15 protein-coding genes, 1 tRNA gene and 2 pseudogenes are annotated in these 18,658 nt (G+C 38.1%); 8 read left to right on the top strand and 10 right to left on the bottom strand.

All coding sequences use genetic code 11. The features are described 5' to 3' along the window. Both PN450_RS16160 and PN450_RS16155 read right to left on the bottom strand, forming a co-directional pair. Positions 1-137 (bottom strand): annotated as a pseudogene (locus PN450_RS16160) (RNA-guided endonuclease TnpB family protein); the annotation flags it as partial. A 357-nt stretch (positions 138-494) separates the two neighbouring features. Then, complete coding sequence (locus PN450_RS16155; RefSeq protein WP_271836924.1) at positions 495-1,724, bottom strand: septal ring lytic transglycosylase RlpA family protein; 1,230 nt, start codon at positions 1,722-1,724, stop codon at positions 495-497. Between the two features lie 554 nt (positions 1,725-2,278). Between PN450_RS16155 and pds the strand changes: the two genes are divergently transcribed. The 4 genes from pds (at position 2,279) to ygfZ (ending at position 5,981) form a co-directional block, all read left to right on the top strand. After that, entirely contained in the window at positions 2,279-3,718 is a 1,440-nt protein-coding gene (gene pds, locus PN450_RS16150; RefSeq protein WP_015083306.1) for a 15-cis-phytoene desaturase, read from the top strand. Further along, on the top strand, positions 3,702-4,634 hold the full coding sequence (gene crtB / locus PN450_RS16145; RefSeq protein ID WP_271836923.1) for a 15-cis-phytoene synthase CrtB: 933 nt from the start codon (positions 3,702-3,704) through the stop codon (positions 4,632-4,634). Before pds ends, crtB begins: the two co-directional genes overlap by 17 nt. A 125-nt stretch (positions 4,635-4,759) precedes the next feature. Then, positions 4,760-4,847 (top strand) — tRNA-Ser (locus PN450_RS16140). A 153-nt stretch (positions 4,848-5,000) separates the two neighbouring features. Beyond that, entirely contained in the window at positions 5,001-5,981 is a 981-nt protein-coding gene (gene ygfZ, locus PN450_RS16135) for a CAF17-like 4Fe-4S cluster assembly/insertion protein YgfZ (protein ID WP_271836922.1), read from the top strand. 19 nt (positions 5,982-6,000) lie between these two features. On the opposite strand, the gene PN450_RS16130 is transcribed toward ygfZ, so the two are convergent. The 3 genes from PN450_RS16130 to PN450_RS16120 all read right to left on the bottom strand — a co-directional run bounded on the left by PN450_RS16130 (position 6,001) and on the right by PN450_RS16120 (position 8,123). Beyond that, on the bottom strand, positions 6,001-6,591 hold the full coding sequence (locus PN450_RS16130; protein ID WP_271836921.1) for a DUF5331 domain-containing protein: 591 nt from the start codon (positions 6,589-6,591) through the stop codon (positions 6,001-6,003). A 57-nt stretch (positions 6,592-6,648) separates the two neighbouring features. Then, positions 6,649-6,960: a (2Fe-2S) ferredoxin domain-containing protein gene (locus PN450_RS16125; protein ID WP_148763768.1), complete on the bottom strand. Its 312-nt coding sequence runs from the start codon at positions 6,958-6,960 to the stop codon at positions 6,649-6,651. Between the two features lie 188 nt (positions 6,961-7,148). Continuing rightward, positions 7,149-8,123, bottom strand: coding sequence for a cysteine synthase A (locus PN450_RS16120; RefSeq protein WP_271836920.1), 975 nt, complete (start codon positions 8,121-8,123; stop codon positions 7,149-7,151). A gap of 277 nt (positions 8,124-8,400) precedes the next feature. Between PN450_RS16120 and PN450_RS16115 the strand changes: the two genes are divergently transcribed. Then, entirely contained in the window at positions 8,401-8,706 is a 306-nt protein-coding gene (locus PN450_RS16115; protein WP_148763772.1) for a hypothetical protein, read from the top strand. A 243-nt stretch (positions 8,707-8,949) separates the two neighbouring features. Next, a pseudogene (locus PN450_RS16110) lies at positions 8,950-9,174 on the top strand (dynamin family protein); the annotation flags it as partial. Between the two features lie 60 nt (positions 9,175-9,234). On the opposite strand, the gene PN450_RS16105 reads toward PN450_RS16110, so the two are convergent. From PN450_RS16105 to psb34, 3 genes are all read right to left on the bottom strand, one after another. After that, entirely contained in the window at positions 9,235-11,091 is a 1,857-nt protein-coding gene (locus PN450_RS16105) for an ABC transporter ATP-binding protein (RefSeq protein WP_271836919.1), read from the bottom strand. A 44-nt stretch (positions 11,092-11,135) separates the two neighbouring features. After that, the gene (locus tag PN450_RS16100) at positions 11,136-13,295 is read right to left on the bottom strand and encodes a tetratricopeptide repeat protein (protein ID WP_271836918.1); all 2,160 of its coding nucleotides are present in this window, start codon (positions 13,293-13,295) and stop codon (positions 11,136-11,138) included. 214 nt (positions 13,296-13,509) lie between these two features. Further along, positions 13,510-13,689: a photosystem II assembly protein Psb34 gene (gene psb34 / locus PN450_RS16095; RefSeq protein WP_168631883.1), complete on the bottom strand. Its 180-nt coding sequence runs from the start codon at positions 13,687-13,689 to the stop codon at positions 13,510-13,512. Positions 13,690-13,978: 289 nt separating this feature from the next. Here psb34 and PN450_RS16090 point away from each other — a divergent pair, with 289 nt between their 5' ends. Together PN450_RS16090 and PN450_RS16085 are read left to right on the top strand one after the other, a co-directional pair. After that, positions 13,979-15,262, top strand: a complete 1,284-nt coding sequence (locus PN450_RS16090) for an AAA family ATPase (protein ID WP_271836917.1) — start codon at positions 13,979-13,981, stop codon at positions 15,260-15,262. 2 nt (positions 15,263-15,264) lie between these two features. Further along, entirely contained in the window at positions 15,265-15,753 is a 489-nt protein-coding gene (locus PN450_RS16085; RefSeq protein WP_271836916.1) for a hypothetical protein, read from the top strand. A gap of 11 nt (positions 15,754-15,764) precedes the next feature. On the opposite strand, the gene thiO is transcribed toward PN450_RS16085, so the two are convergent. Both thiO and PN450_RS16075 read right to left on the bottom strand, forming a co-directional pair. Further along, positions 15,765-17,723 carry a glycine oxidase ThiO gene (gene thiO, locus PN450_RS16080; protein ID WP_271836915.1) on the bottom strand — a complete coding sequence of 653 codons (1,959 nt, stop codon included), beginning with the start codon at positions 17,721-17,723 and terminating at the stop codon, positions 15,765-15,767. Between the two features lie 129 nt (positions 17,724-17,852). Beyond that, on the bottom strand, positions 17,853-18,293 hold the full coding sequence (locus PN450_RS16075) for a hypothetical protein (RefSeq protein WP_271836914.1): 441 nt from the start codon (positions 18,291-18,293) through the stop codon (positions 17,853-17,855). Positions 18,294-18,658 lie beyond the last annotated feature (365 nt).

The raw sequence follows: 18,658 nt of genomic DNA, 5'->3' as shown, positions 1-18,658 counted from the left end.
TCATATTTCGTCGCACCTTTGTTATCCATCCAATATCTTAAACATTTATTTTGGATGAACTGAGATGCACGAATAGCCTCATCTATTGCGCGATATTGCTTATCTTTTCCTTTGACTTTGAACTCGTAAATTATCATGGTTTCGACCTAAACACCACGAAGCTATGCTAACTCACGAATCATAATCTTGTCAACAGGAAAAACTTTCTGTGGAGGCTGAAGCCTCTATCTGGCTTTCATCCCTTGCCTAAAGGACAGTTGAGTTTTTCCGCCACGCTCCAAAACTCAACTTCAAGGGTTTTCAGCCTAGTCTCTTATAAAGTATTTTCTGGTGTTGCTAAATTCAGGTATGAAATTCTCTTGATTGAACTTATAGCTTACGCTACACAATTAAAACTCTTACCTTTGCGTCTTTGCTCCTTTGCCTCTTTGCGTGAAACAGAATTCATACTGCCATTATGCAACGCATTTTCTCTACTTTATCCTTCCATGTTACTAAAAGTTAAAAACTAATAACTCACTTTTAGCATTAGCCATATCTTCAGTTTTTGGTGGAGATGGTTTCAAAGTCATTTGTGGCGCATTTTGTTTTAAAACCACAGCCTGATAAGCTACGACTCCAGTATGTTCACTATCGAGACAACGAGCCGCTGTTCGAGACAAATCTAGGCTTCTTGGTGCAATATACGGACCGCGATCATTTACACGCACAATCACGGATTTATTGTTTTGTAAATTTGTTACTTTTAAGAAGGTATTAAAAGGTAGGCTACGATGAGCAACAGTGAAATCATCTTGATTATATATCTCACCATTTGCGGTTAAGCGACCATGAAAATAGCCACCATACCAAGAAGCTATACCAGAAAGTTTTGTATTTGAGGACTGTAATCCATACATTTCCATTTGCCCTTGTATCAGTGTCAGCGGTTTAGTATGGAGGGCTATTCGCAAATTATTCGTCCATTCCATTGCTAAAATATCACCGCTGCGACCAAGTTCATCAGAGATTTTTCGATCTATTGCAAATAGTAACCTATTACCTATCATCAGCGAAGGAGTCTTATCAACTAAACCTGGTTGTAATTGCGTAGGTTGTTCAGTAGGTGATATTACTAATTGCTGTAAGCGGTTTTGTAAAGCATTAGCTGTAATTTGATCAGGTAGTCGGGCAACAAAGCTGTTATTAACCCAGACTTCATAACTGGATGAATTCCGCTTGACAATCAATACTGGTGAGTAATCATAACTTCCATTTGGCTCAATTGGATTGTTGATGATATTAAAGAAGCTTTCGAGCGATCGCACAACAGTAGCTGGTGACAAATCTAGTTTAGGAACACTAACTTGAGTAAATATTATCTGTCGAAAGTTAGTAGAATTTTGCCAGTGAGGTTGTGCGGGTATATTTTCTGGCACAGAGGCACAAAATTTTGTTTCTTTTGCCTTCAAGGTTGTTGAAGGTAGAGTCATAGACCTATCTCTATATGATGATAATCGTCTATTTATCCAATCAAATGTCAAAGAGGTTTTTGATATTAAGGTTTTCTGCCAAGCAGTTTTATATTCTTGAGAAATGATCAGAAATTGAGCCTGGGGCTTGACTAAGTTGGCTGGAAGTTGTATTGGAGAAAATGCAGCTATTAAACCCAGCGGTAAATTTGCTGTCAACACCAAAGTACCACCTGTGAAGGATGTCGCCCATATTATTCCCGTTGATATCATAGTTTATTTATTCTCCAGATAGATGCACAATTCCTAGAGAAATAATTCCCAGGTTGAATAAAAAGAGAGTTTTTTTAATTACATAATTTCTATGTTATTTCAGACTTAATTATGATTAAACCCTCTGGGATCATCATATACCGTAATAGAGATTGAAATAAATAAAAGTTTTAAATCTAGTTTTCAGGTATTACTAATATTTCCATTACTTTTGCTTATGAATAGCGATTTATCCTGCCACTTACTTTACTAAGTCACATAGGCATCTTGCATATTAATACTTAATAAAAAAATCAGGTTTTGTATTTGTGACAAGCAGTTACCCTAAAATATACAAGGATTGATGATGAGTCATAAACTACACTAAATATTTTTGACTTCAAAAAAATTTGTGTTAATCCCTGGACTGATGATTAGGGTAAATTAGATAGTTGGCGGAAGATTTTGGGAATTTTTTGGGAAGCAATCAAACTAGAATCGCCAAATGTAACGGATTGCAACGTATAATTAGAACGACAAAACAGTTAAGAAATATTAAATAATAGTAGGTTTAAATGCGCGTAGCAATCGCGGGAGCGGGTCTAGCAGGACTTTCCTGTGCAAAATATCTCACGGATCTAGGTCACACACCCATCGTTTTGGAACGCCGAGACGTAGTGGGGGGGAAAGTGGCAGCGTGGAAGGATGCTGATGGGGACTGGTACGAAACAGGACTGCATATTTTCTTTGGGGCTTATCCCAATATGTTGCAGTTATTCAAGGAATTGGATATTGAAGATCGGTTGCAGTGGAAAGAACACACAATGATCTTCAATCAGCCCGAAGCGCCGGGGACTTACAGCCGCTTTGATTTCCCCGATTTACCAGCACCTATCAATGGGATGGTAGCAATTCTCAGAAACAACGATATGCTGACCTGGCCGGAGAAAATCAGTTTTGGCATCGGATTACTACCTGCCATTCTCCAAGGGCAAAAGTATGTCGAAGAAATGGACAAATATTCTTTCCGGGAGTGGCTGCAAAAACAAAACGTCCCCCCCAGGGTAGAAAAAGAAGTATTCATTGCGATGTCCAAAGCCTTGAACTTCATTGACCCCGATGAAATTTCTGCTACTGTCCTCTTAACGGCTTTGAATCGCTTTCTCCAAGAGAAAAACGGCTCAAAAATGGCCTTCCTTGATGGTTCACCCACAGAAAGATTGTGTCAGCCCATTATTGACCACATTACTGAACGGGGTGGTGAAGTCCGTCTGAATGCGCCCTTGAAAGAGATTTTACTCAATGAGGATGGAACTGTGAAAGGCTTCCTCCTCCGCGGTTTAAATGGGGCAGAAGATGAAATATTTACGGCGGATACTTATGTCTCTGCCCTTCCAGTTGACCCCTTAAAGCCGATTTTGCCCATTTCTTGGAAAGAAATGCCATTTTTCCAAAAATTAGAGGGTTTAGAAGGGGTACCAGTGATTAATGTCCATATCTGGTTCGACCGCAAATTAACAGATATTGATCATCTGCTATTTTCGCGTTCTCCTCTCCTCAGCGTTTATGCTGATATGAGTAATACTTGCCGTGAATACGCCAATCCTCACCGTTCCATGCTGGAATTAGTTCTAGCACCGGCAAAAGATTGGATATCTAAATCCGATGAGGACATTGTTGCTGCAACTATTACTGAGTTAGAAAAACTCTTTCCCCAACACTTTGGGGGGGATAATCCTACCAAAATGCTGAAATATCATGTGGTAAAAACACCACGTTCAGTTTACAAGGCTACCCCAGGTCGTCAACAGTACCGTCCTTCCCAGGAAACCCCCATTACTAATTTCTATCTGACTGGGGATTACACCATGCAGCGCTATCTAGCCAGCATGGAAGGGGCTGTACTTTCTGGTAAACTGACAGCGCAGGCGATATTCCAAGCACAGACGGTAGCAAATCCCTCTAACCTGCAAACGCCAACACGACCGCCCGCCAAGAATGCTGCAACTGCCTGATTCCCCCCCGCGCATGAAAACGCTGGTCTCTATAGATGAGTCATACAACCTTTGTCGGGAACTCACAGCTAAGTACGCCAAGACTTTTTACTTGGGGACAATGTTGATGAGTCCGGCCAAGCGTCAATCTGTTTGGGCAATTTATGCCTGGTGTCGCCGCACAGATGAATTAGTGGATGGTCCTGCATCTGCTATTACCACGCCAGAAACCCTAGAACTATGGGAAAAGCAACTGGAATCCATTTTTGCGGGATGCCCATTGGATAATTATGATGTAGCGTTAGTAGATACTCTCCAACGCTTTCCGCTAGACATTCAACCCTTTCGGGATATGATCGCCGGTCAGCGGATGGATTTGTATCGCAGTCGCTATACAACCTTTGAGGATTTATACCTCTACTGCTACCGAGTAGCGGGGACTGTAGGTTTGATGTCAACAACGATTATGGGTATAGATAATAATATCTATACCGCCCCTTGGCATCAAGGCCAACAGCCTTATCTTCCTATAGAAGAAGCGATCGCTTTGGGAATTGCCAATCAACTCACGAATATTCTCCGTGATGTTGGTGAAGATGCCCGTCGAGGCAGAATCTATATTCCCCTAGAAGATTTGGCCAAATTTAATTACACCGAGGAAGAATGTATTCGCGGCGTAGTGGATGACCGTTGGCGTTCACTCATGCGGTTTCAAATTGATCGCGCCCGTCAATTCTATATTCAAGCAGATAAAGGTATTAGTTATCTTTCTGCTGATGCTCGGTGGCCTGTTTGGGCTGCATCCATGCTCTATGAGCAGATTTTAGAGGTGATTGAGCGCAATAATTATGATGTGTTCAGTCAGCGAGCTTATGTTCCCCAATGGAAAAAGTTACGTACTTTGCCAGCAGCTTGGATGCGATCTCAAGTTTTATAACTTGGTCATTGGTCATTGGTCATTGGTCATTGGTCATTGGTCAATGGTCAATGGTCAATGAATCTATTTACAAAATAACTATTGACAAGCTCAAAAACTTCTGCTACGATTATTACTCATGACCTGGAGAGGTGGCTGAGTGGTCGAAAGCGGCAGATTGCTAATCTGTTAAGGGATTATATCCCTTCGGGGGTTCGAATCCCCCCCTCTCCATTTTTACAGAAGCTACATACCGGATTTCTTAAAGAAGTCCGGTATCTGAGTATAAACTAGATCCAAGTTGGAAACTATAGTTTTGAAAGAGCTTGATGTTAACCTACATCCTCTATCCGCTTATGGTGATAATTTTATCAACTCTGTACCACTATGTTAACATCTGCAATTGATACTAACGATATAAATACTATTCAAGCGGTAAGGGAAGGGGTCGTGGTCAGAGATCGCTCTGATTGGGGGCGTATTCGGATTTCTGATGATGATCGTCTCCGCTTTTTACATAATCAAAGCACTAATGATTTTCAATCTCGCAAACCTGGTCAGGGCTGCGATACTGTCATGGTGACATCTACCGCTCGGACGATAGATTTAGTGACTGCTTATGTATTAGATGATGCTGTTTTATTGTTAGTTTCCCCTCACCGTCGTCAGGAACTTATGGCATGGTTAGATCGCTATATCTTCTTTGCAGATAAGGTTAAATTAACTGATGTGACTGAGGAAACAGCGACATTAAGCCTGATTGGACCTCAAAGCCATGCTATCGTCGAAAAATTAGGAGCTGGTAATTTAATTGGTCAACCAGATGGTAATCATATTTTAGTTGATCGGGTGATAGTTGCAGTGGGTAGTGGCTTGGCTGCACCTGGATATACATTGATTTTACCGATTGCCGAAAAACAAATATGGTGGGAGAAAATACTAGGATTGGGGGCTGTGGAATTGAGCGATCGCGCTTGGGAAATGTTACGAATATTACAAGGTCGTCCCGCGACCGATTCAGAACTCACGGATGATTATAACCCCTTGGAAGTGGGTTTATGGCAGACAGTTTCCTTTAGCAAAGGTTGTTATATCGGTCAGGAAACCATTGCCAGACTTAATACATACAAAGGTGTAAAGCAATACCTTTGGGGAATTCGTCTTAGTGCTGCGGCTGAACCAGGAACAGTCATCACCATTGGGGAAGAAAAAGTAGGTAAACTCACCAGCTATACAACCACTCCTGATGGTCATTTTGGACTAGGTTACATCAGGAGTAAAGCTGGTGGAGTTGGCTTAAAAGTACAAGTTGGAGAAACAGAAGGAGAAATAATTGCTATTCCCTTTGTTTCCCACGAATATCCATGAAGTAATGCCTAATTGTCCATTACCCATTTCCTCTACCTGGACACAATTCATCTAGCCAAGACGGAAAAATATTGCCATGAGTAGATGAAATCCGGGTAATATTTGGGCTGGGAATTCCCGTAGTTATCAATCGTTTATCTATTTGTTCCCTGGCCAATCCGACAGGTAGCTTAACTGAAGAATGATGATGAATCGGTGTAGCCACTGCAATCACAGAAATGCCTGTAGTCATTTCCAATAACACCTGTTTGCGTTCTTTGGGTACAGGTGAATCTGTCAAGGCTATATGAGCAGGAGAGGTACTCACAATCTCATTTTTTGCGGTAGAATGCTGGGATTTTAATAAGTTTAATTCCTGTTCAGGATTGAAGTGCAAACACAAAGCTGCAATTATCCTATCAGGATCATTATTTAAATCCAAAATGAAAGGGAGGATTTTTTTTAACTCTGGTTCTAAAGTGGATAAAGTTGCTAAAATGTAACCAGAAGAAGGTCTGCGGATGCCAGCATAATCTTTCCAGATTCGCATTTTAACTAGCCAAGAACGATTTTGTTCATAATAAATTAGCCACTTCATTTTTAATGCTTGACGTAGATGCTGAATATCCATTCATTCCCTCACTTCTTACTGTACTAAATTACAGCATTTATATATTTTCAGTGATCTTTATCCCTGGGGATGAAACCGATAATAAAGCATTTCTTTAACTATTTTACCAGCTAATAAATGTTGTTCCACTAATCTGGGTATTTCTTGAGGTAAAACCCGACAATACCAAACCATTTCGGGTAAAACTAGCACCATTGGACCATTACCACATTGACCTAAACAGCCACTAGCTGCAATTGTCACATTAGGAGCAGGTAAAGCTTGTAAAGCTGCTAATACTTCTTCTGCACCTTGTTTTCTACAAGTACGATGTTGACACACTTTTACAGAAATAGGCAGGGGTTGTTCCTGAGTTGGGACGTTTGACATTTGTTTACAGTTAATTCACTAAAAATATCCAAATATTTACTGTTTTTACTTCCTAGTAACTTTTTTATCAAGACGTTCATCCAGCCATAATTTAATAATAGAATCAGAAGTAACACCCAAGCACTGGGCTTCATCTAAATCGCCACTATGATACTATATTTGGTATATGTGGCGATCGCTAAGAAATCCTAATTGATCACTAATCCTTTACTGGCTAACCATTCACTATTAAATATTCGTGATTGATAGCGAGAACCACTGTCACACAAAATAGTTACAATAGTATGTCCTGGACCCAACTGTTTAGCTAAAGCAACAGCCGCACCGACATTAATTCCCGTTGAACCACCCATTAATAAACCATCTTTTCTTAATAGTTGATAAACAACACGCAAGGCTTCAGAATCATCAATTTGGATAGCATCATCAATAGGTGCGTCTTCCATATTGGCGGTAATGCGACTATTACCAATACCTTCAGTAATTGAATTACCTGCTATTTTGATTTCACCAGTTTTGATATAGCTATATAGTCCACTACCTAAAGGGTCAGCAACAACACATTTAACGCCCGGATTTTGTTCTTTTAGGTACATTGCCACACCAGCATAAGTACCACCAGTACCAGTTGATGCCACCCAGCCGTCGACTTTACCATCTGTCTGTTGCCAAATCTCTCTACCTGTGGTCTCATAATGGGCAGTACGATTGGCTAAATTATCAAACTGATTAGCCCAAATGGCGTTTTCCATTTCTGCCGCAATTCTACCGGATAGTTTAACGTAATTATTCGGATCTTTGTAAGGGGCCGCAGGAATAGGACGAACTTCCGCACCCAAGGTAGTTAAAGCATCTATTTTTTCTTGGGATTGGGTATTGGGAATAATAATCAAGCATTTATAACCTTTGACGTTGCAAATATGTGCCAGTCCAATTCCCGTATTTCCCGCTGTTCCTTCGACTACTGTACCACCGGGTTTGAGAAGTCCTTTTTTTTCTGCATCTTCGATAATATACAGCGCAGCCCGATCTTTGACAGAACCACCAGGGTTCAGATATTCGGCTTTGGCTAAGATCTCACAACCTGTTTCTTCGCTAAAACTGTTTAAACGAATTAATGGGGTGTTACCAATTGTACCAACAAATCCATTTTTGATATCCATTTTGCATTTACCTGAGTTTTTCCCAATCAAATTTTGACATTTTTATGTAATTTTGTTTCGCGCAAAGACGCTAAGGAGCAAAGACGCTAAGGAAGAAATACATTAAAGTTGCTATAATCTCAATTCTAATGGGATCTTCTTCCCGAAAATTTCTGAAAAGCAAGTACAAAAGATTGAATTTAAACTCAATCTAGCAATGTTAATATTGCTTTGGTTGTTTCTGTGCGTAAGTTATCATACAATATACTAAATGATTTCATAAACAAGGTGGACATTAATGAAATCCCCCCATGAACACAATCAAGACATTCAACGTCAGCTAGAAAAGCGACTCCGAGAAATGGATGATCAAATCAATGCTATTGATCAACCTGTTTATAAAACTCAGAAACATCAACCAGAACAATCTCAAAAACCTTGGCTAAGAAAAATCATTCTTGGTGGAAAATTTTTTGGTTTGGCTGTTGCAACTATAGTTGCAGTTCGAGTAGCCTCAGTTTTAGCCGGAATTATTATTTTTGGGGCTTTGGCTTTTCTTTTTTACAAACTTTTCTTAGAATCGCAAATTAAAAACTCTAAATAAAGTATAATCATCATGAATTATCAAGTGGGAACTGAGCAATTTATAAATGATTTAGAACGGGTTTCTCAAGTTCGTTCAGAAATTACTATTTGTTTAGCTTATTACAGCTAATTATAAGTAGGTTGGGTTGACGCAAGGAAACCCAACACAGATTTTTTCTCACGCTCCAGACGCAGAGGCACAAAAGCAGAAGGAACTGGAGAAACAAGAGTATTACTAAAATATAATTGACAAATAATAATCATGCAGCAAAAATATCAAGGTTATAGGGAATTAATAGATATTTTAAAATCTACCTGTAAAGTATTGAATTTAGATGGAAATTCTCAACTACATCAAGATGTAAATTATATTTGTGATTATTTAGTTAATCCTAATTTTCAGATTGCTGTATTTGGACTATTTAATCATGGTAAGTCAACTTTACTAAATGCGATGTTAGGAAATCGGACTTTACCCATTGATTTAAATGATCATCATCAATAAGATCCCCGACTTATTGGAGAAGTCGGGGATCTAAATCTGACATTATCCGATTCTATTTCTGATCCTTTCTGGACTACCTGTAGGAATTGCAGCGATTAGTTTTTGTGTATATTCTTCTTTTGGTTCTAAATAAATACTGTCAGATGTCCCTGATTCCACTATTTTCCCTTGATTCATCACTAAAATGCGATCGCTCAAAAATTTGACTACACTTAAATCATGGGAAATAAAAATGTAAGTTAGTTGAAAATCCGCTTGTAATTCTTTCAATAAATTTAAAACTTGCGCTTGTACAGATACGTCTAAAGCTGAAACTGACTCATCACAAATAATAAACTTAGGATTTAAAGCCAAAGCGCGAGCAATACAAACCCGTTGACGCTGACCACCGGAAAACTGATGAGGATATTTTTTCATATCATCCGCACTTAAACCCACCCGTTCCAACAGTTCCACTACCCTAGCTTGTCGCTGTTGTTTCGACTTACCGACACCATGAATTAACAGCGGTTCTACAATCGCTTCCCCAATCTTAATCCGGGGGTTGAGGGAACTAAAAGGATTTTGGAAAATAATTTGCATTTCCCGTCGTAAGTGCTGCAAAGTTTTCCCAGTCAAGTGAGTAATATCCTGTCCATTAAATAATATTTTACCGCTCATCGGTTCGATTAATCGCAGCAATGTTCTACCTAAAGTAGTTTTACCGCAACCAGATTCTCCCACCAATCCCAAGGTTTCTCCCGGAAAAACATCAAAGGAAACCCCATTTACAGCCTTATGGTAACGTTTTGTGCTGCCAAATACCCCCCGGACTGGAAAACCGACTTCTAAGTTACTAACTGTCAACAGAGGTGTTTGTGAACTAATATTTGCTAATCTTGCGTTAGTCTCGTCCCTAGTAGTTTCTGCTGGTTGTGCAGGTTCTTTACTCTGAATTGTCACTTTTCCAAATTCATCTTCTGTCACACTCATGTAGTCAGAAACAGTCAGCAGTTTGTGGGGACGACGATTCAAACTAGGACGACAAGCTACAAGTCCTTTGGTATAAGGATGTTGGGGGTTATTGAAAATTTGTGCAGCAGCACCATATTCGACAATTTTACCTTTATACATCACTGCTACTTGGTCAGTAATTTCCGCAATTAACCCCAAATCATGGCTAATAAAAATCATTGCCATATTGCGACTCTGTTGCAGTTCATATAACAATGCTAGAATTGTCGCTTGCACAGTCACATCTAAAGCTGTAGTCGGTTCATCAGCAATTAACACAGATGGATTGCAAGAAATAGCCATGGCAATCATAACTCGTTGCAATTGTCCTCCAGATAGCTCATGGGGATATCTTTCCAACATAGCTTCTTTGTGTTCTTTCACCAACTGTGCTAATTTAAAGCTACCTGATGCAGATAAATTATGATCAAGATACTGTTCCTCAATTTGTTCATCACTAGCTAAAAGTTTAACTTCTTGTAAACCCGCGATCGCAATTCTTTTCGCTTCAATTGCATTTACATTCTGATGTCGCATAATAGCTTCTTGCAACTGAAACCCGATAGTATAAACCGGATTTAAAGAACTCATTGGTTCTTGAAAAATCATCGCAATATCACCACCTCGATAAAGCTGCATTTCTTGAGGTGATAATGCTAATAAATCCAGCGGTTGTCCACTTGTCCGAGAAAAGAAAATTTCCCCTCCACTAACTTTTCCTGGATATTGCAACAAACCCATGATTGCTAAAGCCGTAACCGACTTTCCACTTCCCGACTCTCCCACTATTCCCAAAGTCTCACCCTGATGTAGCTGAAAACTAATATCATCAATAGCTTTTACTTTACTGCTGTCACTGACAAATTCAACTTGTAGATTGCGAACCCCTAAAACTGTTTCTTTCATATTACCAATTACCAATTACCAATTACCAATTACCAATTACCAAATTACAACTTAGGTAAGACATTTGGCAATAAATGTCCTGGAAGCTTAGATAAAGCTAAATTTTGTCCTTGAATTCCTAACTCATTGTGAAAAGCCCGAATTGTGCTAATAATATAGCTGATTGTTGTTTGATAATTTTCTGTTTGTCTATCAAATCCACTTAACGCTTGTAAATGATTTTCTAAAGCGGCTTCTAACTGTTGAGAAAGCATTTTTTTATCACCATTAAAAGACAAATTTATCACTAAATAATAATGAGCTAATCCTAAATTATTGTGTGTCATCCATAAATCAAAACTTAAAGGTAGACTACTAAGTGAGTGAGCCGTATTCACAGCTTCTTCATAAGCATTAATACATAATTTTACGAATTTTTGTTGATCTTCTTTTGTTGTTTGTGGCTGATTTGCTAGATGCCAGTAAGCGATACCCAGATTATTTTGAGTAGCAGCATAGGATTGAGGAACATCCACAGATGTTCGATATTTTAGGGCTTCATTATAAACCTGAATTGCTAACTGGAGATTTTCTATTGGTTGTTCATATTGGGAAAGATTCCAATAAGCCGTACCCATATTATTTTGAATCATCGCATATTTTAGGGGATCATTTGTCTGTTGATAGTGAACGACTGCTAACTTATAAGCAGAAATCGCTTTGGTGAGATTTTCTACAGGTTGCTCGTACTGCCCTAGATGCCAATAAGCTGTACCTAAATTGTTCTGACAAGCAGCATATTTTAAAGGTTCTATTTGTTCTTGTCGGTAACGAATGGCTTCATCATAAGCAATAACTGCGGACTGCCAATTTTCTACAGGTTCAGCAAATTTTGCTAAGTCACCATAGGCAGTACCCAGGTTATTTTGAATCCGCGCATAAGTTTCTGGCTGAGTATCACCTGTAATTATCTTGAGTGCTAATTTATAAAAGTCTACCCCTTGTTGAATATAAATTTTTGCTTCTTCAGAATTATCAGGGATGCGGTGCAACATCCAGTAAAGTGTCCCCAAATCATTCAAAATATCTGGAAGTTGTGGAGAATTTTCATCATAATTAACTGCTTCCTGATAAGCTAGAATTGCTATCATCAAATTTTCCACAGTTGCTTGTCCTTGCTCAATCTGCAACCGATAGAAATTACCAAGATTCTGATAAGCTATCCCTAACTCTTCTCCCTTAGCTGTTTGAATATGTAACTGTTCAATTTCCCAGAGTATTTGTTGAATTTGATCACTATCATCAGTATTTATTGTTGCCTTAATTAATCCTTGCAACTCCTGGTTAATATGAGATAAGGAAGGAAAATGCTGATTAGTTGTTATTTGAGGAGATTGAACCGGAAATTCATCTGGTATTTGTGTTAAGTCTGTGGTTGAAGTTAAAGGCAAATCAAACTCATTTGTTTGTTTGATGTCTTGAGAAACTTCCTCTTCATTAACAACTAAATGCTCTAAATTTTCTTGACCTAAATTATAGGAATCTGCAAATTTTTCTGGATAACCTCTATTATCTATAGTTGGTGTCGGTTCTCCTGCAAATACAAATACGCCGGTTCGACAATGCCAAAATTTTGCTGCTGATTGCTGAATCGCAGACAACCAAGGACGAGAAACCCAAAATAAAAGACTAGATTCTACAAAGTGACTAAATTCCTGACTTGATAAATGCTGTTCACCTAAACGGAGATAATTTAAAAATAAACGTTGTACTGCTACTGGTTCTTTAGTCAGCATTTCTACCCCGACAATCTGAAATCCCGGCATTGGTAAGGGACGGCCAGGATTATCTGTTGATCCTCCCACCATCGGGGGTGGATAATTAGCTAACCATTCATTGATTTGCGCTATAGGATTAGGATCACTTAAATTTAAACGCAGAGTGACTAATCGCGGATAAGCTGGCGTGCTAAAATCTCCCACATTAGCTCGCTGATATATGACCTTACCCACTGGATAAGCTAGAGTGGAGTGTAACCGCGCTGCTATCCGATTTCTTAAATGTAAATTATCACATATAGCAAATAGGATTTGTCTACGTAAACCCAGACTCAGAGCAAGTTTTAGGCGTTGATATACTTGCCGATTCAAACTAATGTTTTCTGTATGTACAGTTTCATTCACGCTTGTATTTAGTTGAGTTTTAGCCCTATTTTCTGTATACATCCTGACTGAATAAATTAAATATTAATGTCACATCTCATAATTTGGATTTTCACGGAGATGCTCTCTTTTTCAGGATGAATCAAGTTTTATGGGCTAGAATATCAAAAAAAAGACTATGATTATACTTGTATTTTGCCATTCTAGCAAAAAATCAGGCTCTTGATCAAAATAAGAACCTGAAATCAGGAAAGGCTATTAAAGGGCAGTTTTCCAATTAGCTAACATTAGAGACAGTGAAAGCGACAAAAATTACCCCTCCAATTAAAAGCATCGCTGCAATTCCTAAGATAATATAAGTACGCTTTTGGGAGTTTGTTGGTGGTTCAGCTTGATAAAGCTTGGGTTCTTTAGCAAAGTTATTGAGAAGACCACCCTCTTCGTTTGTGTAAGGCATGAAGTGATTCCTTATTATCTTTCTTTACTTAATGTTAAATAAATTTTACAGCACTCTCATAAAAATAGTTACATTAATCAAAGTTTCTGGGATTTTGGCTGCTGTCTTGACAAAATAGACAATTTATGTTTAATTTTGTGCTATTCTATTTCACCTGACTGTCAATTCAGGAAGAGAATTCATTCCTAATTAAGCGCGAAGTTCAGTTACATGACTATTTGCCATCAAATTTTTGTTACACTGTTCATAGTGATTTATATTTTTGAATCTCAATCAAAACATCATAATTATGCAAAGAATCTCTATAGAAAATTTTGGTCCTGTTAAAAAATTTGAGGCTGATATTACAGATGTTATGCTGTTAATTGGACCCCAAGCAAGTGGTAAAAGCACAATTAGTAAAACAATTTTTATATTTAAATCTTTAAAAGATCAAATACTTAATTATATTTATGCTAATTCTATAGAGAATTTATCCTTATTATTGAATAATATAACGTCAATCTTACTTCCATATTTCGGTATTAAACTAGATCGTGAAGTATCTAGTGTAAAATATCAATACTCAAAGGAAAAATATATAAAAATTTCTGGATCTATATATAAGAGAAATATCGAAATTAGTGAAAATCTTGAGAAAGAATTAGATTCGCTAATTATAGAAATTTCAAATTACAAAATAATTTCTCAAGAACAACATAATCCATTTAAATCATTAGAAGAATTACGAGAACTAGAGTCAAATAGAAGATTACAGTTTAATTATTTTAAATCACGTATTGATAAAATATTTGAAGAAACACACTCATCCGTATTTATTCCTGCTGGTAGAAGTTTGATGTCTACATTAACAGATCAACTTCAAGAAATCAAAAATCCAGATACATTAGACTATTTTACCAAATCTTTTGTAGAGAGAATTAATTTATTAAAAACTTACTTTACTAATGACTTAAATACTCTCATTCAAAATAAAGATGTCGCTTTAAATCTAGCTGATGATTTATCAAGACTATTAAAAAAAATCCTCAAAGGTGAATATAGATTTAATGCTGATATTGATAAAGAAAGAATTTATCTTAAAAATAACCAATATGTTAAACTACAATATGCTTCTTCAGGACAACAAGAATCCGTCTGGATTTTATTGCTGATATTTCGATATATTTTAGATGAAACAAGTGTATTTATGGTGTTTGAAGAACCAGAAGCACACCTTTATCCAGAAACCCAAAGTGATGTTGTCGAACTGATTGGTTTATTAGCAAATGTTTATAATAATCAAATAATTATAACTACTCATAGTCCTTATATTTTATCTGCTTTCAATAATCTTCTATATGCTTATCAAGTAGGTAAAAATAAAATAGGTGATGAAAGAGAAGCAGTAGAAAGTATTGTTAATAGTAAAAGTTGGATTGATCCAAATCGCATTTCAGCTTACTTTATTTCTGAAAATGGCTATGAATCAATTATTGATGAAGAACTAAAATTAATTCAAGCGGAAAAAATAGATAGCGCATCCAGTATAATTAATAACAAATTTAATGATTTGTTCAACCTGGATGAATAACTATGTGTAACGATTTATTTAGAGAAAGTGAATGTAAGGAATTTTGTGATACAAGAAAAACCATAGTTGTCAGAGATTCAGGAAATAAACAAGAGTATAGAATCACCAATAAAAACGGTAAAGAGATTTGTAAGATTAAGGTTGATGGTTGCTTAATTAAAGAAGGTGAAAGATGTGATTACCTAATTTTATCCTGTGAAGATAAATCAGCGTTTTTTGTAGAATTAAAAGGACATGATTTAAAAAAAGCAATTGCACAAATAAATTCATCTATAAATCAACTGATGACTGAAATAAAAGAATTCAAAATTTATGCACGTATTGTCTTAAATAGAAATCCCACACCTGATATTAATAGTTCTATAGAAATTAAGCTCAAGAAACGTCTTCAACAACAAAATGGTAAAGATTCTGGTGATCTGATCAAATATAAAAGTCAGGTTTTAGAAGAAAATCAGATCCCCGACTTCTTCAAGAAGTCAGGGATCTAAGTAAGTACAAATTAGCCCGTAATAGTCCCGGTTAAAGGTGAACTAGCACTAGCGTAATCCTTCATGGGCATTCGTCCTGCCAAATAAGCCATGCGACCGGCTACCGTTGCTAAATTCATCGCATAAGCCATTGCTGGGGCATTCTCAGCCAGGGCGATCGCACTATTAATTAATAACGCATCCGCCCCCAATTCCATCGCCTCAGCAGCCTCAGAGGGCGCACCAATGCCGGCATCTACCACCACCGGAATATGGGCATTTTCAATAATAATCTGAATATTGGCAGTTGTTTGCAGTCCTTGTCCCGAACCAATAGGGGCAGCCAAAGGCATAACCGTGGCACAACCCACCTCTTCTAGTCGCTTGGCTAACATGGGATCAGCATTAATATAAGGCAATACAGCAAAACCCTCTTTTACCAACTGTTCCGCAGCTTGTAAAGTGCCAATGGGATCAGGTAGTAAATATTTAGCATCAGGTATTACTTCTAACTTAACAAAATTATTATCTTCCTGTCCCAATAACTTCGCCATTTCCCGTCCTAACCGTGCCACTCGCACCGCTTCTTCTGCGGTTTGACAGCCAGCGGTATTGGGTAACATCCAGATTTTACTCCAATCTAGTGCCTCTGCTAAACCTTCATGTCCTGGGGCGTTGGTTTGTACCCGTCGCACAGCTACCGTGACAATTTGACAACCACTAGCAGCGACACTTTGCTGCATTTCTTGGATATTGCGATATTTACCGGTTCCCGTCATTAACCGAGATTTGAAGCTTTTGCCAGCAATAATTAATGGTGAATCGGGAACAATTAAATCTGATATTTCTGGGTTACGGTGTCCGTTAGTGGCAGGAGTCGCGTGAATTAACATTGGTGTAGTAGTAGATGACACAGTAGAAAAGCGAGAATAATGAAAATTAGCTAAAAGAGGATCTGCTTTTTGTTCACAAATCAAATCAGCAATTAATGTGGCTGTAATTGGTGCAAGTAAAATGCCATTGCGGTGATGACCAGTAGCCAAGGTTAAGTTACTACAATAACTATGACCCAAAATAGGGAATTCATCGGGAGTAGCGGGACGAAATCCCCACCAAAGTTCTTGTAGAGGATAATTCTCTAGTTGGGGATATAGTCGTATAGCTGATTGTAATAAACTTTGAATGCCCCCAGGGGTATTATGGGCAGTAAATCCTACATCTTCGCTAGTTGCACCAATAATGATAGAGCGATCGCGGCGGGGAACAATATAAATATTTTCACCAAACAACACCCTGGTTAAAGGTAATTCAGTCACAAAGTCCGGGACTCGCACACTCAACATTTGTCCTTTGCGGGGACGCACTGGTAAAGGTAATAATTGATTCGTCCAAGCACCAGCAGTTAAAAGATAATGATCAGCGCGAAGTAACCCAGTATTAGTTTGTACACCAATAACTTTTCCCTGTTGTTGAGAAATCGCTTCTACGGTAATTCCATCTTGGAAAACAACACCCAAAGAGGTAGCCGCAGTTCGCAGAACTTTCATTAAAGCCCTGTTATCAACTTGCCCATCTTCAGGATACCACCAGCCACCAACCACATCTGCACCCAAACCTGTTTGATATTGGTTAATCGTATTTTTATCTAACCAGTTAGCGTTTTTGTGTTCCTGGTTTTCAGGTTGTTGATACACTGGTGCGAGGATACCGCAAGGACAATAACCTGTATTGTTTAAATCTTTTGTAGCGGTTAATTTTGTTAATTTTTCCGTCCAGTCTAAATATAAATTACGCGATCGCCGACATAAAGACAACATCGCCTCATTAGTAATATTTTCCGCATCAGGCGCTAACATTCCCGCTGCGGCATGGCTGGCTGCGGCAGTAAAATCACGGCAAATTACAGTTACATTTGCACCCCGTAATTTGAGTTCAACACCGCAAGCCAACCCGATAATACCACCACCAATAATTAAAACATCATTAGTCATTAGTCATTAGTCAATTAGTTATTAGTAAATAACTAATAACTCATAAATGACTCAGAGGGGGTGGAAATTGGTCATTGGTCATGAGTTTTTTAATTTTGACCTTTGACCTTTAACTAAATTTTTCCCTAGTTACCACAAAGCCCGAATTGGTTCTTTGTTTTGATTGGTATTACTACCAGAATTTGAGTTACGTTCTGTAGTAGAAGTTTCATTGGCAGAACTGGAACTTTTATTACTATCACTTGTTTCTTGTGTAGTATTAGCAGAATTGTTGGTAGTCTCTGTAGAAGCATTACTTTGAGCTACACGGGTATTCCGAGGGTTTTCACTGGCAGAATTAGAATTGTTTCCGCTGGAAGTTTCTGACTCATTACTACTAGTATTTTCCGAATCATTCCCATTTGCAGCACTATTAACATTAATATTAGCGGGAAGAACGCTAGATTCTTTGCGTCCTTGGGGAACATTAGCAGTTTGTTGTCCGCCCATAGGAAAATTAATTCCCAGTAACGTACCTAGCAAAATTGCTACGCCGCCAGCCATTAAAATCAAGGGTGTCCATCTACCCATCTTGTTTCTCTCCTTGTTAACCTTCTGGTATCTAAACTAATTGAGAACCTTGACCCCAAAACCCATAAAATTTAGTTACTTTGACATCACCTAAAACCTGAATTTGGCAAGTTAAACCCAGGCCGTTTGTAGGAGAATGGGGAGGAAGCGATTCCTAGATTGTGCTTCGCTATCGCTGTGTTTGCTCAGTCCAATTCACTGCGGACACCTCACTTTCTACTGTAACCGCATAAGTACCATAAGTGCCAATGCCTCCACAGTTGATCATCTCTCTGTACCTTATCCCCAGCCTCTTCTTTACACTCAATTAATTTACTTGGCCTTACCAACTGAGGGATATTGAAATTACCGAAATAGCGTTTTGT

The sequence above is a fragment of the Dolichospermum lemmermannii CS-548 genome (genome assembly GCF_028330815.1).
Classification (GTDB): domain Bacteria; phylum Cyanobacteriota; class Cyanobacteriia; order Cyanobacteriales; family Nostocaceae; genus Dolichospermum; species Dolichospermum lemmermannii.
Note: the sequence above shows the minus strand (reverse complement) of the source record. Positions and strands in the feature narration are given on the sequence as shown.

Coding starts and splice junctions, on each gene's coding strand:
- PN450_RS16115 (WP_148763772.1), top strand. CDS start 8,401: ATGAAATCCCCCCATGAACACAATCAAGACATTCAACGTCAGCTAGAA.
- PN450_RS16105 (WP_271836919.1), bottom strand. CDS start 11,091: ATGAAAGAAACAGTTTTAGGGGTTCGCAATCTACAAGTTGAATTTGTC.
- PN450_RS16100 (WP_271836918.1), bottom strand. CDS start 13,295: ATGTATACAGAAAATAGGGCTAAAACTCAACTAAATACAAGCGTGAAT.
- pds (WP_015083306.1), top strand. CDS start 2,279: ATGCGCGTAGCAATCGCGGGAGCGGGTCTAGCAGGACTTTCCTGTGCA.
- PN450_RS16090 (WP_271836917.1), top strand. CDS start 13,979: ATGCAAAGAATCTCTATAGAAAATTTTGGTCCTGTTAAAAAATTTGAG.
- thiO (WP_271836915.1), bottom strand. CDS start 17,723: ATGACTAATGATGTTTTAATTATTGGTGGTGGTATTATCGGGTTGGCT.
- psb34 (WP_168631883.1), bottom strand. CDS start 13,689: ATGCCTTACACAAACGAAGAGGGTGGTCTTCTCAATAACTTTGCTAAA.
- PN450_RS16120 (WP_271836920.1), bottom strand. CDS start 8,123: ATGGATATCAAAAATGGATTTGTTGGTACAATTGGTAACACCCCATTA.
- PN450_RS16085 (WP_271836916.1), top strand. CDS start 15,265: ATGTGTAACGATTTATTTAGAGAAAGTGAATGTAAGGAATTTTGTGAT.
- PN450_RS16155 (WP_271836924.1), bottom strand. CDS start 1,724: ATGATATCAACGGGAATAATATGGGCGACATCCTTCACAGGTGGTACT.
- crtB (WP_271836923.1), top strand. CDS start 3,702: ATGCTGCAACTGCCTGATTCCCCCCCGCGCATGAAAACGCTGGTCTCT.
- PN450_RS16130 (WP_271836921.1), bottom strand. CDS start 6,591: ATGGATATTCAGCATCTACGTCAAGCATTAAAAATGAAGTGGCTAATT.
- ygfZ (WP_271836922.1), top strand. CDS start 5,001: ATGTTAACATCTGCAATTGATACTAACGATATAAATACTATTCAAGCG.
- PN450_RS16125 (WP_148763768.1), bottom strand. CDS start 6,960: ATGTCAAACGTCCCAACTCAGGAACAACCCCTGCCTATTTCTGTAAAA.
- PN450_RS16075 (WP_271836914.1), bottom strand. CDS start 18,293: ATGGGTAGATGGACACCCTTGATTTTAATGGCTGGCGGCGTAGCAATT.